This window comes from Roseibium sp. R5 (genome assembly GCF_055755305.1).
On sequence record NZ_CM146910.1, the window covers coordinates 4,662,134 to 4,676,973 of the forward strand.

Consider the following 14,840-nt stretch of genomic DNA (forward strand, 5'->3'; position numbering starts at 1 on the left):
TCATGGGCCGCCGCAAGACCGGTTCCAAAAAAGGGCGCGGACGCCTGTCATCCATTGAGCAGTTGCCGCCGGAGTGCGACCAGGTCATCGCCTGGGCGGCCAACGAACTGCGCAGCCGCGACAGGACACAGGTCGAAATCTATGAGGAGTTCTATCTCAAACTGGAGGAGATCCAGAAGGCCGCACATGGCGAGCTGGAGTTTACGATCCCCTCGCCGTCATCGTTCAACCGCTACGCCTTGAAACAAGCGCACCTCACCCGGCGCCTGGAGGACACCCGCGCGATTGCGGCCAGCATTTCCGAAAGCTTTGACGCGGAGGCCTCGGACGATCTGACGTTGATCGCGGCTGAGGCGATCAAGACCCTGATCTTTGAGTTGCTGACCGATGCCGGGGAAAGCGGGCTGGATCCAAAATCGGCCATGGATCTCGCCAACGCCTTGCGGTCGGCTTCGACCGCGCAAAACATTTCCACCAAGCGCCGCGCCCAGGTCGAGGCGGACTTTGCCAAGAAGACTGACGCGGCTCTCAAATCGGTCGCCTCGGTCAAAGGCCTCACATCTGAAACCGTGGATGAGATCAAGGCCAAGATCCTCGGGGTGAAATCATGAGCGCGCCTCTGTCCCGCGAGGAATGGGAGAAGATCCGCCGGGCCTCCCGCCAAGCCCTGCCGGACAATCTCGACAAGCTCCCGCAAGACGGCATTTTGCTGTCCTATCAGCGCGAGCTGTTCGAGGCGGTGACAACCCACAACGTTACCGCCACTGACAAAAGCCGCCGCGTAGGTGCCACCTGGGGCATTGGGGCCTCAGCCGTCTTGATCAGCGGGGCGGAGAAACCGGCGGGCGGCATGGACACGCTCTATCTCGGGTATAACCTCGACATGGCCCGCGAGTTCATCGACACGTGCGCCATGTGGGCGCGGGCGTTCAACCAGGCCTGCACCGAGGTCGGCGAGTTCTTGTTCAAGGAACAAGGCGAAAAGGGCGAAGACCGGAGCATTCAGGCCTTCCGGATTTCCTTTGCCAGCGGCTTCGAAATCGTTGCGCTCTCTTCCAAGCCGCGTTCTTTGCGCGGCCGTCAGGGCTTTGTGATCTTGGACGAGTTCGCCTTTCACGATGACGCCCGCGAGCTTCTCAAAGCCGCCATGGCGCTGTTGATGTGGGGCGGCAAGGTGTTGGTGATTTCCACCCACAACGGGGTCGACAATCCGTTCAACGAACTCCTCAACGAAATCCGGTCCGGCAAGAAGCCGGGCAAGGTGGTCCGCGTCACCTTTGACGACGCCCTTGAGCAAGGGCTCTACCAACGCATCTGTTTGGTCAACGGCAAGGCGTGGTCACCCGAAGGCGAGGCGGAGTGGCGCGACGGTATCCGAAAAGCCTATGGCACGGCCGCCGATGAAGAGCTGGACTGCATTCCGTCCATGGGCTCCGGCGTTTATCTGACAACCGCCCAGATTGAAGCTTCCACCCACGCGGCGCCGGTGCTGCGGTTCACCTGTCCGGCCGGGTTTGAACTTCAGCCCGATGCAATCCGGGAGGCTTATGTCGAAGATTGGCTGGCCGAGCATGCGGATCCGGTCCTCGAAACCCTGCCGCACAATTTGCGCCATTCCTACGGCTTTGACTTTGCCCGTTCGGGCGACCTTTCCGTGCTCTTGCCAGTGACAGAATGGTATGACCTGGTCCGCCGGGTGCCGTTCTCGCTGGAAATACGCAACGTGCCATTCAGACAGCAGGAACAGATCCTTTTCTACATCGTTGACCGCTTGCCGAACTTCCACGCGGGCAAACACGACGCGCGCGGCAACGGCCAATACTTGGCCGAGGTCGCTTGCCAGCGCTATGGCGAACGGATCGAAGCCGTGATGCTCAGCCAGGGCTGGTATCTGGAAAACACACCGCGCCTCAAAACCCGGATTGAAGAGCGCACCTTTCTCCTGCCTGCCGATGCGGATGTGACCTCTGACATGCGCCAGATCAAATTGATCCGGGGCATTCCAAAAGTGCCCGACGATGCGGTGACCAAAGGAACCGATGGCGGCCAGCGCCATGGCGATACGGCCATCGCTGCGGTCCTTGCCAATGCCGCTTCCGAGGCCGACCCAGCCGAATACGCCTACACGTCCATCAACGACCCGGATCCGGACGATGATGGCTTTGATGATGACGACGACGATATCGGCGGCGCCACCCTCTACAATTCCAGACGCGAAGGGCTGTTCTAATGGACCTCTTAAAGACCCTTAAAACCGCTATCAGCGGCAGGCGCCTGGCCAAGCCTTTTGCCGAGGCGGAGGAAAGCGGGCCGCGCACGGTTGTCGCAGATCCGGTCGCTAACAACTTGCGGCCGGACAAGCTTGCCCGGATCTTGAAAGAAGCCGTCGAGGGCGACCCGGCCGAGTTCTTCGAGCTTGCCCAGGAGATGGAAGAACGCGACGGCCATTACGGCGCTGTCCTGTCCACGCGCAAGCTGACGGTGTTGGGCGTCCGGCCGGAGATTGAGGCCGCGTCCGAAGACGCCCGCGACGAAGAGATCGCCGAATTGGTCCGCGAAGACATCCTTGCCAATCCGGAATTCGGCTTCATGCGGCACGATCTGCTGGACGCTTTGGGCAAGGGCGTCTCGCTGGTGCAGGTCTTTTGGGGCACGTCCGGCGCCCGCTGGAAACCCGCGAGCTATGAGTGGACCGACCCGCGCTGGATCACGTTCGACAAAAAGACGCGGCGGGAAATCCGGCTCAAGGACAAAGATCACGAAGACGGTCTGCCGTTGCCGGATTTCAAATACGTTGCGCATTTTCCGCGCATCAAATCCGGCCTGCCCATCCGGGGCGGTCTTGCCCGTCTTGCGGTTTGGTCTTGGCTCTTGAAGAGTTACACCGTCAAGGATTGGGCCGCCTTCTGCGAGATCTTTGGCCAGCCGCTTCGCCTTGGCAAATATGGACCGGGCGCCAGCGACCGCGACAAGCGCGCCCTGTTGCGTGCAGTGCGCTCCATTGCCCGAGACGCGGCGGCGATCATTCCGCAATCCATGGACATGGAGTTGATCCAATCCAAGGCGAACGGCGGCGCCGTGTTTGAAGGTTTCGCCGAGTTTCTGGACGGTCAGGTGTCCAAGGCGGTGCTCGGTCAGACCATGACCACCGACGACGGCTCTTCGCGGTCTCAAGCCGAAGTCCACAACGATGTGCGCATGGACATTGCCCAGGCCGACACCGCGGCCTTGCAGCACACGCTCAACACCGGGCTAATCGTTCCCTATTGCAAGCTCAATTTCGGGTCCCTTGAGAACTATCCAAAATTGACCTTGCAGATTGACGAGCCGAAGGATCTCGACCTTGAAAGCCAGGTGCTGGAGCGGCTCCACAGGATCGGGCTCAAGATAGCGGCCGAGGAAGTCCGGGAGAAATTCGGCTACCGGGCACCGGAAGACGGAGAAGAAATTCTGGGTGGCGGCACGACGGAAGAGGACGAACACGGCACCACCGCGCCGGAGAAAAACGATAAGCCGGCACAAGCCGACCCTGACACAAACACTGCCGAAAACAGGCAGCTCGCCCTCAACACAGGGCACGGCGATTATCGACATCATCAGGGACACGATCCCGGACAAGATCCCAGACACGATCATGGGGCCGAGCGCCGGTTACAGGAGATCATCGCACTCGGCATGGCCGAATGGCAAAACCAGGGCGACCCGATGCTTCAGCCCATAGAAGACCTGCTCGCCGCATCAAACACGCTTGAAGAGTTCAGTGACGGCCTCACCAGCTTGATGGAAACCCAAGACATGGGGCCGCTCACCGATGCGTTGGCGGGCGCCAATCTTCTGGCCCGTGCGGTTGGCGAAACGGAACAAGACTGATGGCGGACGGTTTCCGATTTGGGGCGGGGCCTGCGCCCGAGGTCTTGGCCTATCTGGATGGGCGGGGTCTAAGCCAGAGTTTCGATTGGCGCGACAATTACGGTGCGGATCACGCCCACGCCTTTACGGTGGCCAAGGCCACCCAGGTCGAAGTCTTGTCCGCAATCCACCAGGAGGTTCAACAGGCGATCCGGGAGGGCCTGCCGTTCGACGCATTCAAGAAAACCCTGGCCCCGAAGCTGAAAAAGCTGGGATGGTGGGGCAAAAGGCCAATGGTTGATCCCAAGACCGGCGAAACCGTGATCAGCCAGCTCGGATCCAATCGGCGGTTAAAGACCATCTATTGGGCCAACACCCGCACCGCCTATGGCGCGGGCAAATGGACAAGGATCCAGCGCACCAAAGCCGCGCTGCCGTATCTGATCTACCGGCTCGGCTCGGCGCGCGAACACCGCCCGCACCATGCGTACAAGGAAAACATCATCCTGCCCGTGGACGATCCGTTCTGGTCGACCTGGTATCCGCCCAACGGCTGGGGCTGTGTGTGTTGGGTGCGCCAGATCACCAAGGCCGAAGCGGACAGCCTTGGCGGGGTGACAGAACGGCCCGAGGTTGCAACCACGCCTTGGACCAACAAGCGCACGGGTGAAACCCGCGAAATCCCGGTTGGCATAGATCCGGGCTGGGACACCAATCCGGGAAAGGAACGCCACCGGACACTGGCCAAACATTTGGCCGGGCACTTGGACGCGGCCCCAGATCATATCCGCCGGGCGGCGATGACGGACCTGGTCGGCTCTCAGGCCTTCCGGCGGGTGGCAAACGGCGAGCTTTCCGGCCACACGGTTTTTGCCCCGGCCGCCGTGGTGCCGCAAGGCATAGCCGCCGCCATGGGCAGCTCCACCCGGATTGCGTTTCTGTCCACGGCGGACGCGGCCAAGCAGTTACGTAAGCGCGGCGAACTGAGCCCGCGAGATTACCTTTTAGTCCAGCAGCTCCTGAACAACGGCGCCTCCCGGCGGGAAGGACCGTCCGATTTCGCAATCATGGGGGACGTGGGCGGCACCTGGTGGCGGGCGGTGTTTCACGTCACAAGCTTACGCGATGAGATGTTTTTAAAATCATTCAGGCGCACGAACCAGAAACAGGTTCAAAAATATCTCAAGAAATCTGAAGAGCTTTGAAAAGCGCCTGGGATACGGAAAACATCCCAAGAGATTGGTGGATCCCTTCAACGCAAAAAGGCGTGGCGTCCGGATTGCTAAGGCGCTCAGCGAGGATAAACAGCTTTTGAGGTCTGTTCAATACCAGGTTGCAACTACGTTCTCAAAAACGCAGCCTGGCCTTGATAGGAAGTACCCTACGGCTCTGATGCCATTGATCCACTTATTGATTTGGAGGAGGAATATGTCGTAGTTACTTCATCCATCGATTGAATCAGCACATCAGCTCTCCCACTTTTTTATATTCGCAGGCTCAGAATGAAAGTGACAATGACCCAACACCCTGTCGGTCAGGGTGGAATGTTTTGTGGAATGTTCGAGGCCGGGCCTCAGAAGACACGTTGGATATATGACTGCGGATCAAACCAGAGGGATGCACTTCAGCGGGAAATTAACAAAGTCGCAGATGACGACAGAGCTGATTTCCTATTTCTCTCTCACTTTGACAGCGACCATATAAGCGGCGTGGACAACCTTCTCGAACATGTCCAAGTTCGCGAAGTGATCTTGCCTTATTTGAACAGCGACACGCTGCTGGTAGCCCTAGGGCGGGACATGTCATCTGGAAAGCTGACTGGAACCTTTATTGAAGCCGCTAGCGATCTTGCCGGATGGTTCGGACGGAGAGGTGTTGAAACCATCACTCTTATTGGAGGGCCCGACGACGATGGTGACGACGATGATTTCCGAGTCCCCGAACTACCCTTAGAACCAAGCGACGCTGAATCTTCTCCAAAGGCAGAGATAAAACCAAAATGGATTGAGCCAGCCGGAAAAACCGCTCAGCTTGAATTGTCGGATCACCACCCCTCTAGCACCGTAGGACCACGGGCGAGACAAAGGCGTGTAGACCTAGGGTCTTTTATAAGGTTTGAAGATGTTGGAGGTAGCGCGCTGAATTGGACGCTTATCCCGTATGTCCACGCACCTTCAAAACGGAAGATGGCGGCGTTTAAGAAACAAATCTCTGAGAAATTTGCTTCCGCGCTTAACTTGCGGGACGTTGCAGACCTAGCAAGACAACCAGACAAAAGAGAAATCATTCGAGATTGCTATGACGCGCTTTGGCAAGATCACAATTTGATTTCGATGACCCTTTATTCCGGTCCAATCCAAGGGACTCGACCTGGTCGAGTGTCTCATAGCAATAAGCGTGCCTCGCGGGGGTTCTCAATTCACACTGGCTGGATGCTGACAGGAGACGCTCAACTGCGCGGCGTGCGTCGTCGGCGGAAGTTCCAAGCCTTTTACCAACCAATCACCCCATATGTTGGTGTATGTATGCTTCCACATCACGGCTCCATCCATAATCACAGCGATCAATTTTTGGAAAGTTTTCCTAATCTTCAGATTGCTTATGCGGCCGCGGGGCCAAACAAATATGGCCACCCAAGCGCTGATGTAATCGATGCTGTTTGGGCCAACTCTCCAACTGTTTTTCACAGTGTATCGGATAGCAGATCTAGCAAGTTAGAACTGGAATGTGATTTGTAACGCCCCCAAAAAAAGGGCGTAGCGGATTGCACTATCCAAACCTACGACACACTCTAAATCGTGCAAACCAGTCGAATACAACTATTTCTGGAGTCGGCGCGTTGAACTGGGGCACGCCAACCGTTGAGTATCTGCATTTCAGGAAACCGCCGGAAAAGCCGCCACACAGGCCTCCTGAGAGCCTTTCGCGCATCAACGGGCGCAAAAATTGAAAACAGCGCCCCTACCCCGTTTAAACCCCCTTTAACGGCAAAACTGATCCGGTGACGAGGTCCGCACTTGTCACCGGGCCGCCTTAAGCGGCGTTCCGGCACTGTCCGGACCATGAAACACACCGCCCGAAATTGTTACCCGCTGGCCGTGAATTCCGAAGGCCAGGCCCCACTGGAGATCCAGCTGCTCCCGGCTGGACACATGCGCGGGCGCGACGGGCGGGAATTCAACAACTCAGATCCAACTGGCATCTTGGCCGCGTTCCAACGGTACGGCGGCCCGATGGCCATCGACTATGAACACGCCAGCGAAATCAAACAGGGCGAAGAGATCCCGGCCGCTGGCTGGATTACCGCAATGGAAGACCGGGACGGCGAGATCTGGGGCAAGGTCGGGTGGACCAACCGGGCGGCCAAGATGATCTCCGGTCGCGAATACCGGTTCCTGTCGCCCGTTTTCTACCACGACAAGGCGCTGAACATCCTGGCGATCAAAAGCGCCGGGCTGACCAATCAGCCCAACTTGATCATGCAGGCGCTGAACAAGGCCGACCAATCCCAAAGCACCCCTGACATCGGTATGGAGACCGTTATGGACAAGACAGCTCGTATTGCCCTTTGCAAATCGCTTGGGCTGACGGATGAGGCATCCGACCAGGCCATCTTGGCCGCCGTCACCCAATTGCAGGACGACAAGAAAATCGCCCTCAACAAAGCGGAAACGCCGGATGCAACCCTGTTTGTGCCGCGCGCGGATTACGACCAGCTGAAAGGCAATCTGGAAACCGCCCAGAACAAGATCGACACCATCGAAGGCCAGAAGGCCGAGGCGGTGATCGATCAGGCGATCAAGGACGGCAAGGTGGCCCCATCGTCCAAAGACTATCACCTTGCCGCCTGCAAACAGGACGGCGGCCTTGAGGCCTTCAAAGCCATGGTTGCCGCCAGCCCGTCAATCAATGACGGCGGCAAGGACACCACGAAAAATCCGGAGGGTGGCCAGATCGCCCTCAACAAAGACCAGCGCAAGATCCTCCAAGGTCTTGGCCACGATCCGGACGACGCGGACCTGGTTAAGGACCTGAAGGCAGAAGGCGTCATCTGACCGGCTGACCCAAGCCTGTCGAACTTCAGGAGAACCCCATGTTGACGAAATCCCGTGAAGTGCGCCGCCGGTCCGGCGACCGCTTTACTCATCCTCTGGCCGCCGGTGGCAAGGCGTTTAAAGGCGCTTTGATCGTTCTGGACGGCAGCTTGGCAAAACCCGGCCTGATCAAAGCCGGGCTGACCGTGGCTGGTGTCGCGGAGAACCTTGCAGACAACACCGGCGGTGCAGATGGCGCCGTCATGGTCGACTGCCGCCGGGACGGCCTCTTCCACTTTGAAAACTCTGTCGCGGATCCGATCACCCGCGCCGACATCAACGCCCGCTGTTTCATCGAAGACGATGAGACGGTGTCGCGCACCGATGACGGCGGCAGCCGCTCGGCTGCGGGCATCATCCGCGACGTTGAGGGCACCCGCATCTGGGTCGAGTTCGAATAGGCCCGCACGGTCGGAGAACCCGCCCCCTAACCCAATCCCTTTTTAGGAGCCGACGATGGCAGACTTTACTCTTGAGAACCTGAAGACGGCCGGGGTCGGCTTCAAAAAGAACTACCAGCATGGCTTTAACAGCGTTGCGGCCATGTGGGGCCAGGTTGCCTCGGAGGTGCCAAGCTCCACCGGGTCCAATGAATACGGCTGGCTTGGCGAGTTTCCCGGCATGCGCGAGTGGATCGGTGAACGGGTCATCCGCCAGCTCGGCACCCATGACTACCGGATCAAGAACCGCAAATTCGAATTGACGGTGGGCTTCAAGCTGGATGACCTGGCTGATGACAACCTTGGCATCTATGCCCCGCGCATGACCGGCATGGGTGAAGCGGTGGCCCGCCACCCGGATGAGCTGATCTTCGAAACGTTGGAACTTGGCTTTGAAAGCGCGTGTTACGACGGCCAGAACTTCTTCGACACCGACCACCCGGTTCTGGACAAGGAAGGGGAAGAACAGTCCAAATCCAATTTCTTCGATGGCGCCGGGCCTGCCTGGTATCTCATGGATACAAGCCGCGCTCTCAAGCCACTCGTCCGCCAGGTTCGTCAGGCGCCCGAGTTCAACGCCCTGACCGACACCAGCTCTGAGCGGGTCTTCATGCTGGACGAGGTCATCTACGGAGCCAAGTCTCGCGAAAATGCGGGCTACGGCTTCTGGCAGATGGCCTTTGCCTCCAAGAAGGAGCTGACCCCGGACAACTTCGCCGAAGCCTACACGGCGATGACCAGCCAGGAAGGCGACTACGGCCGTAAACTCGCGCTCAAGCCCAACGTTCTGCTCGTTCCAAACACGCTGGAAGATACGGCCAACATCCTCATGAGCGTTGAGAAATTTGAAAACAACAAGCCGAACCCGCACCGGAACAAGTGCAAGGTCGTGGTCTGCCCCTGGCTGTCCACCGGCTAACCGGATCGGGGCCGACGTCACCCCCGATTGAAGCCCCTTGATGGGCTGAGTGGCCGGACCGATGCCTTTGCCTCATCGGTCCGGCTTTTTTTCTTGCCGAACCTTAAGGACTGGATCCATGACCCGGATTGCCACATTCATTGCCGCCCGCGACCGCCGCCGCGCCGGGATCGCGTTTAGAAAGGGCCAGCCGAAGCCGGTCGAGCTGCCGGAAGATGAGAACGAAGCCAAGGCGCTGTTCGAAACCCTGCAAGCCGACCCGGTGCTCAAGCTCGTTGAAAACGACGGCGGGCTGGACCAGGCGGAAGAAGACCCGGACACCACAACCCAAGGCGCCGCCACCCCGCCCGCCTCAGTAAAACCGCCTGTCAAAAAGTCTGCAAAACCAGCGGTCAAGAAAGCGGCCCCGGCAAAACAGCCCACAAAGTCTGCGGAGTAAGCGGGTGCTTTACGCCACTTATGAGCAAACCCTTGAGGCCATCGGCTCTGAGGAACTCGCGGTCCTGACCGACCGGGAGAACACCGGCGCCCCGGTCCGGGCCGTTGCTGAGCGCGCCTTGGAAGACGCCAGCCGGTTCATTGACGGGTATCTCACCCACAAATACCAACTGCCCTTGGTCCATGCTCCCGATGTGTTGCGGCGGATCGCCATCGACATTGCGGTCTACTATCTGGCCGGGTCGCATTCGGCCCTGACCGACGACATTCGGGCGCGCTATGAAGGCGCGGAGAAGTTTCTGGACAAGGTGTCAAAGGGCCAAATCGGCCTTGGCCTTGCCGAACCCGCCGCGTCCACCCCGGACGGTGCGGACGGGTCAGACAACGTTTTGTTTGACGGCCCGGATGATCTGATCATGACCCGCGACAGCCTGAAGGGCATGTAGCCATGTCGGTCCGGTTCGAGGTCGAAACGCCGGAAGAGGAAATCAATGCGGCGCTTGGCCGGTTCACCAACTTGAACCCCGACATGCTGCTGGACCCCATCGGCGCGCTGGTGACAAGCCAGACCCAACGCCGGATTGACGTGGAAAAATCATCGCCAGACGGGGTCCCTTGGGAGCCCAATAAGCAGGGCTCGGAAACTCTGGTCGAGAGCGGCGCCTTGCGCGACACCATCGATTATGAGGTCACCGGCATGGCGGTTGAGGTCGGCTCGCCGCTGATCTACGCGGCGGTTCACCAGATGGGCGCAACGATTGTTCCAAAGGAAGCGAAGGCGCTGGTCTTTTCTGTTGGTGGCAAAACGGTCTTTGCCCAGAAGGTGACAATTCCGCCGCGCCCCTATCTCGGCCTTTCCCCGGTGAACCGGATGGAAATTGAGAACCTGGTCGACACCATCATCAGGAGCCTGGTGCAGTGACAAACCACCCCGCGCCCACCCCGACGACGTTTTTGGAAGCCCTTGAAACGGCATTGAAGGAGTGCCGGCTCTTCACCTCCGTTGAAGTCTTGCACGGTAAATTCCGCATAGAAGACCTCGACAAGATGTCTTTCAGAACCCCGGCCGCGTTCGTGTCCATTGCCTACGGAAAACCGGAGATCGAACACGATGGGAGCATGCGCCTGGAATTTCAGGCGGCGGTGATGATCGTCAACAAGACCGGGTCCCACCGCGAGGATCCATGGCAAACAGCCACCGAGGTGGTCCGGCTGGTTCACCGCAACACCTTCGGTTTCAAACACCTGCGCCAGCCGACCGGGTTTGACGTTATCCCGGTGCTCACATCGCAGGAGCGGAACAAGAACCAATCGCTCACCGCCGTGACCTGGCGCCAGAACATGCGGCTTGCCGATCCACCGGATCGTTCGCGCACCCTGGAGGAAGTGGTCTCCACCAAAGGACACACGGTCTACAAGAGGGAGCCCGAGGCATGAGGCAAGACCTTTGGCAGCGCGACATGCAAAGCCGGATCCGCGACCTGGAGGGGCAGATCGTCCGTCTGGAGGGCATGATCCGGGATCTCATCCGCACGGCAACCGTGGACGAATACGACCCGGAAACCGACCGGGCCATTGTCTCCGATGAGACCGAGGGCGATGAGGGCGGCGGCAAGGCCACCACCCCGCCTGCGCGGGTGCTCGGCCAAGCCGGGGGCGTCAAGAAACGCACCACGCTCACCAAGGGCGAACAGGTCGTGGTCATCAACCCGAATGGCAACCTGGGCGAAACCTCTTTGGTGCTGCCGCTCGGTCCAAATGAGGCCAACCCGTCACCGTCCAACCACGGCGCGGAAGACCTCACCATCATCGGCGACACGAAGATCCAGGCGCGTGAGGAAACCTACGACCTCACCAGCGGGACAATCACCTGCAATGCCGACACCGCCACAGTGAACGCCACGGTGCATCTGGGCGCGGAAGGCGGCCCAAAGGTTGCCCGCATCGGGGACAAGGTCCTGGTGGCCATCGGCTCGTCTGCCGGGCTCTGGTCCATCGTGACCGGCGCCAGCAAAACCCACGCGGTTTAACCCCGAAAGTGAAAGGACTGAGAGAATGACAAAAGACACGACCATAAAGCCGGACTTGCCCGAAGGCTGGGACGCGGAAAAAGCGCGGATCCTTCAGCTCAATTTTCACAATGGCCGCCACTACAAGGAAGGCGCCTTGGTTTTGATCTCAGATGAAGAGCTGCCAGAGTTCAACGCCAGCCCTGACATCATGGTGATCGAACCCAGCACGGCCGAGCTTCTCGACCGCTCAAATGTCACCGGGCCTTACTAAGGCCAGCTGACGCACCATCACCGCGCTATACGAGAAGGAGCGCGGTGATGCTTTTGGGCGCCAACCGGTTTACAGGCGAACCCTTGTCCGGCCCCGACCGGGTTGTGCAGGATGTGGAAACCACCCTGTCCACGCCATTTTTCTCGCAACCGGGCCAGCGGGCCTTCGGCAGCAAACTCCCCGAGATGATTTCCAAGCCCGCCGGAGAGGCGGCCGTCATGGATCTTTACGGCGCTTTGATCGATGCGTTCGATTGGGAGCCGGAAGCCGACATCCGCACGTTTCAACTGCAAGACATTTCAGAAACCGGCCGGGTCGCGCTCGCCTACAGTTTCGTCTTTCTGCCGACCGGTGAAGTGTTCACCCGCGTTTATGACCCGGATGATCCGGAGTTGACCCCAGAGACAAATCCGGAGGCGCTCCGTGTCTGACGCCCTCCACCTTCTGACCCCGCCGTCGATCATTGACGAGTTTTCCGCCGAGGCGATTTTTCAACGCAAGCTTGGCGTGTTCCTGGCGTCCTACAAGACGGCAACCGGCAACGACTACACGAGCTTGACCGAAAGCAATATCGTGGTCCGGTTGTTGCGCGCGGACGCCGAGGACGAGGCCAACGCCCGCCAGCGCCACAACGAGCGTTACCGCAGCCGCTTTGTCTATTTCGCAAGCGGTGACAACCTTGTCCACCTGATGCGCGATGAAGGCCTGGAGCCGGTCGACGGGGAAACCAAGGAACGCCGCCAGGAGCGCATCATCCTCGGCCGGACCGGGTCCTCGGCCGCCGGTCCGCCGGAGTGGTACCGGCGCCATGCCATTGCCGTTGCCCCCAATGAGATCGAAGCCATTGCGGTTGATTTCCCCGATGCCAGCACCGTCCGCGTCGCGATCCTCGCCAAGACGGTGGATGGCATCCCCTCGGAAGACCTGGTCGCCCGTGTTGGGGCAAAGCTGACATCCGAAGCGGTCCACCCGGAAGATCATATCGAAATCATCGTTATGGGCGCCGAACCGGTCCCGGTCACCGTCCGTGCCCGGATTGTGTTGGAGCCGGACACCGACCCGGCGGTCTTCAATGCGCTCGACAGGCACTACCGGGACGGCTTTGCGGTGCGCCGGGCGCTCGGCCGCGACATGCCGTGGTCCTGGTCTTCCGCGCGGCTTCAGGTTCCCGGTGTCTATTCGGTGGAAGAGTTGGGTGCTCCGCCCCCGGACGTTCACCCCTACCAAGTCGCAACACTGGACAGCCTCGTGCTTGAATTGGCGAGCGGGAGGGCCTATTGACCCTGCCCCGCCGCCTCATCCTGCCGCCCAATGACAGCGCGCTGGAACGCGCCTTGGCAGAAGCCATGGCCGTGCCGGAGGATATCGCCGCGATCCCCGCGCGCTTGGAGGACAGGTTTGAACGCCCGGCCGATGAAGAGCTGCCTTTTCTGATTTGGGAATGGGGCTTGCAGCCGGTCATGCCTTACCTGACCGACCCGCGCCGGGCGCTGGCTGAGGGCCGCCCCTGGCACAAGGTGCGTGGCACGATCCCGGCGGGCCACATAGCGCGCGGCTGGATCGACGTTTCCGCGGAATTCGAGGCAGAGGCAAACAAGAACTATCACCTCCACCTCACCGAGCTTGTCATTGGCGACCGGCTTGAGGCGGTCATCAACTTGTCCCGCCTGTCCAACTCCTTGCGCTCCAAGCTCTACCGGCTCACCTACAACTACGACATCCGCGCGGTCAGAGGCGGCGGCCGGTCCAAAATGGCGTTGTCCATCTTTGGCGCGGACAGCGGCCACCGCATGACCCCGGACGGACCAATCCTGTCCTTTGTCGATTACCGGTTGGCACACGCCGCAGCGGTCCCGGAACTGCGGGGCGGCCTCGACGTGCTGCTGGGGTCGGTCGCGCGGCGGCACATGAAAATCGTCTTTGGCGTGGACAAGGCCGGGTCACGGCAAGAGTTCGCGCCGCCGGACCAGGCCTTGCCGTCCATTGGCCTCAAGGCCCGCGCGGGCGCGCGTCAACGCGGTCAGATGGACGTGCTTCGACCCATTGCCAGTGCTTGGGCAGGCCATGGCCGCTTTGCCGATTGGCAATCAGTGTTCATCGGCTTGAGGCCTGTGGAGGGCGGCGGGCTAAAGATTGGCTTCCCGTTCGGCTCTAAAGTCGATGCACCGGGGTGGGAACGGGTCTACCGGATCCCGGACCCCATTGAACGGGTGCTTAAAGCGGCCGGTAAAGGGGCTTTAAACACCGGCCCCGCGCAGACCGTAGGGGCCTTGGCCACCAGCCCGCCCCCACGGTTTGCGGGCCACAAGGCCCGCAAAAGCCCACACGGTCAGGCCGTTTCACCGGGCGAGCACATTGCGGGCACAGGGCTGGTTCCCTCCGCTGAAGCGGACCGCCACCTGGCCGCTAGTGTCCGGGGTGCACAGACCCGGTTTGCCGATTGGCAATCACGCTTTGCCTATCTGGTACCGGTTCAGGCAAGCCACGCCCGCTTTGCAACCACCCGGTTCCTCGACCAGGTCTCCAAACCGCATTGGCTTCACCTTGCCAAAGTCCCGGACCCGATCAGGGTCTCGTTGGCGCTGGCCACCACCGGTGCCGTGAACAACGGTGTCGATATCACGCTGGAAAGAACTGCGGCCGCGACCAGCGCCGCAGATGCAGGCCAGACCGTGTCGACCGGCGGCGCCGCCGCTGTGTCCAAGGGTGCGCCGGTCTCCGGCCTGACTTGGTCCCCGGACCTCAATTTCTCACCACCCAACCCGGTCGGCCTGTTTGCCCATACCGAAACGCCATGACCGAAACATAGGAGCCCAC

The 14,840-nt window shown here is 60.1% G+C and carries 17 protein-coding genes; all 17 read left to right on the forward strand.

The genetic code is table 11. The annotated features are described in order from the left end of the window. Window positions 1-2: 2 nt before the first annotated feature. Window positions 3-611, forward strand: a complete 609-nt coding sequence (locus tag AC0J4F_RS21740; RefSeq protein WP_473024675.1) for a DUF3486 family protein — start codon at window positions 3-5, stop codon at window positions 609-611. Next, window positions 608-2,230, forward strand: a complete 1,623-nt coding sequence (locus AC0J4F_RS21745; RefSeq protein ID WP_473024676.1) for a terminase large subunit domain-containing protein — start codon at window positions 608-610, stop codon at window positions 2,228-2,230. The genes AC0J4F_RS21740 and AC0J4F_RS21745 overlap by 4 nt, the downstream gene beginning before the upstream one ends. Continuing rightward, window positions 2,230-3,870 (forward strand): DUF935 domain-containing protein, encoded by a 1,641-nt coding sequence (locus AC0J4F_RS21750; RefSeq protein ID WP_473024677.1) that lies wholly within the window; start codon window positions 2,230-2,232, stop codon window positions 3,868-3,870. The genes AC0J4F_RS21745 and AC0J4F_RS21750 overlap by 1 nt, the downstream gene beginning before the upstream one ends. After that, complete coding sequence (locus AC0J4F_RS21755; protein WP_473024678.1) at window positions 3,870-5,054, forward strand: phage head morphogenesis protein; 1,185 nt, start codon at window positions 3,870-3,872, stop codon at window positions 5,052-5,054. Before AC0J4F_RS21750 ends, AC0J4F_RS21755 begins: the two co-directional genes overlap by 1 nt. 297 nt (window positions 5,055-5,351) lie before the next feature. Continuing rightward, window positions 5,352-6,587 (forward strand): MBL fold metallo-hydrolase, encoded by a 1,236-nt coding sequence (locus tag AC0J4F_RS21760; protein WP_473024679.1) that lies wholly within the window; start codon window positions 5,352-5,354, stop codon window positions 6,585-6,587. A gap of 324 nt (window positions 6,588-6,911) precedes the next feature. Beyond that, entirely contained in the window at window positions 6,912-7,904 is a 993-nt protein-coding gene (locus AC0J4F_RS21765) for a phage protease (RefSeq protein WP_473024680.1), read from the forward strand. A gap of 38 nt (window positions 7,905-7,942) precedes the next feature. Beyond that, a complete protein-coding gene (locus tag AC0J4F_RS21770; protein WP_473024681.1) occupies window positions 7,943-8,344 on the forward strand; it encodes a hypothetical protein in 402 nt (133 codons plus the stop codon). Window positions 8,345-8,399: 55 nt separating this feature from the next. Next, window positions 8,400-9,302, forward strand: coding sequence for a Mu-like prophage major head subunit gpT family protein (locus tag AC0J4F_RS21775; RefSeq protein ID WP_473024682.1), 903 nt, complete (start codon window positions 8,400-8,402; stop codon window positions 9,300-9,302). A gap of 118 nt (window positions 9,303-9,420) precedes the next feature. Beyond that, window positions 9,421-9,741: a hypothetical protein gene (locus tag AC0J4F_RS21780; protein ID WP_473024683.1), complete on the forward strand. Its 321-nt coding sequence runs from the start codon at window positions 9,421-9,423 to the stop codon at window positions 9,739-9,741. A gap of 4 nt (window positions 9,742-9,745) precedes the next feature. After that, a complete protein-coding gene (locus AC0J4F_RS21785; RefSeq protein ID WP_473024684.1) occupies window positions 9,746-10,186 on the forward strand; it encodes a gp436 family protein in 441 nt (146 codons plus the stop codon). Between the two features lie 2 nt (window positions 10,187-10,188). Next, window positions 10,189-10,662: a phage virion morphogenesis protein gene (locus tag AC0J4F_RS21790; RefSeq protein WP_473024685.1), complete on the forward strand. Its 474-nt coding sequence runs from the start codon at window positions 10,189-10,191 to the stop codon at window positions 10,660-10,662. Beyond that, complete coding sequence (locus tag AC0J4F_RS21795; protein WP_473024686.1) at window positions 10,659-11,177, forward strand: hypothetical protein; 519 nt, start codon at window positions 10,659-10,661, stop codon at window positions 11,175-11,177. The genes AC0J4F_RS21790 and AC0J4F_RS21795 overlap by 4 nt, the downstream gene beginning before the upstream one ends. Continuing rightward, a complete protein-coding gene (locus AC0J4F_RS21800) occupies window positions 11,174-11,770 on the forward strand; it encodes a hypothetical protein (RefSeq protein ID WP_473024687.1) in 597 nt (198 codons plus the stop codon). Before AC0J4F_RS21795 ends, AC0J4F_RS21800 begins: the two co-directional genes overlap by 4 nt. 25 nt (window positions 11,771-11,795) lie before the next feature. Beyond that, a complete protein-coding gene (locus tag AC0J4F_RS21805) occupies window positions 11,796-12,023 on the forward strand; it encodes a hypothetical protein (RefSeq protein WP_473024688.1) in 228 nt (75 codons plus the stop codon). A gap of 47 nt (window positions 12,024-12,070) precedes the next feature. Beyond that, entirely contained in the window at window positions 12,071-12,454 is a 384-nt protein-coding gene (locus AC0J4F_RS21810; RefSeq protein ID WP_428527160.1) for a GPW/gp25 family protein, read from the forward strand. Then, the gene (locus tag AC0J4F_RS21815; RefSeq protein WP_473024689.1) at window positions 12,447-13,304 is read left to right on the forward strand and encodes a hypothetical protein; all 858 of its coding nucleotides are present in this window, start codon (window positions 12,447-12,449) and stop codon (window positions 13,302-13,304) included. Before AC0J4F_RS21810 ends, AC0J4F_RS21815 begins: the two co-directional genes overlap by 8 nt. Further along, window positions 13,301-14,821 carry a phage tail protein gene (locus AC0J4F_RS21820; protein WP_473024690.1) on the forward strand — a complete coding sequence of 507 codons (1,521 nt, stop codon included), beginning with the start codon at window positions 13,301-13,303 and terminating at the stop codon, window positions 14,819-14,821. Before AC0J4F_RS21815 ends, AC0J4F_RS21820 begins: the two co-directional genes overlap by 4 nt. The last annotated feature ends 19 nt before the right edge of the window (window positions 14,822-14,840 follow it).

Bases quoted from the DNA above. Each gene is read 5' to 3' on its own strand.
- AC0J4F_RS21740 (WP_473024675.1), top strand. From the start codon at position 3: ATGGGCCGCCGCAAGACCGGTTCCAAAAAAGGGCGCGGACGCCTGTCA.
- AC0J4F_RS21760 (WP_473024679.1), top strand. From the start codon at position 5,352: ATGAAAGTGACAATGACCCAACACCCTGTCGGTCAGGGTGGAATGTTT.
- AC0J4F_RS21755 (WP_473024678.1), top strand. From the start codon at position 3,870: ATGGCGGACGGTTTCCGATTTGGGGCGGGGCCTGCGCCCGAGGTCTTG.
- AC0J4F_RS21810 (WP_428527160.1), top strand. From the start codon at position 12,071: ATGCTTTTGGGCGCCAACCGGTTTACAGGCGAACCCTTGTCCGGCCCC.
- AC0J4F_RS21780 (WP_473024683.1), top strand. From the start codon at position 9,421: ATGACCCGGATTGCCACATTCATTGCCGCCCGCGACCGCCGCCGCGCC.
- AC0J4F_RS21790 (WP_473024685.1), top strand. From the start codon at position 10,189: ATGTCGGTCCGGTTCGAGGTCGAAACGCCGGAAGAGGAAATCAATGCG.
- AC0J4F_RS21745 (WP_473024676.1), top strand. From the start codon at position 608: ATGAGCGCGCCTCTGTCCCGCGAGGAATGGGAGAAGATCCGCCGGGCC.
- AC0J4F_RS21765 (WP_473024680.1), top strand. From the start codon at position 6,912: ATGAAACACACCGCCCGAAATTGTTACCCGCTGGCCGTGAATTCCGAA.
- AC0J4F_RS21805 (WP_473024688.1), top strand. From the start codon at position 11,796: ATGACAAAAGACACGACCATAAAGCCGGACTTGCCCGAAGGCTGGGAC.
- AC0J4F_RS21800 (WP_473024687.1), top strand. From the start codon at position 11,174: ATGAGGCAAGACCTTTGGCAGCGCGACATGCAAAGCCGGATCCGCGAC.
- AC0J4F_RS21775 (WP_473024682.1), top strand. From the start codon at position 8,400: ATGGCAGACTTTACTCTTGAGAACCTGAAGACGGCCGGGGTCGGCTTC.
- AC0J4F_RS21770 (WP_473024681.1), top strand. From the start codon at position 7,943: ATGTTGACGAAATCCCGTGAAGTGCGCCGCCGGTCCGGCGACCGCTTT.
- AC0J4F_RS21750 (WP_473024677.1), top strand. From the start codon at position 2,230: ATGGACCTCTTAAAGACCCTTAAAACCGCTATCAGCGGCAGGCGCCTG.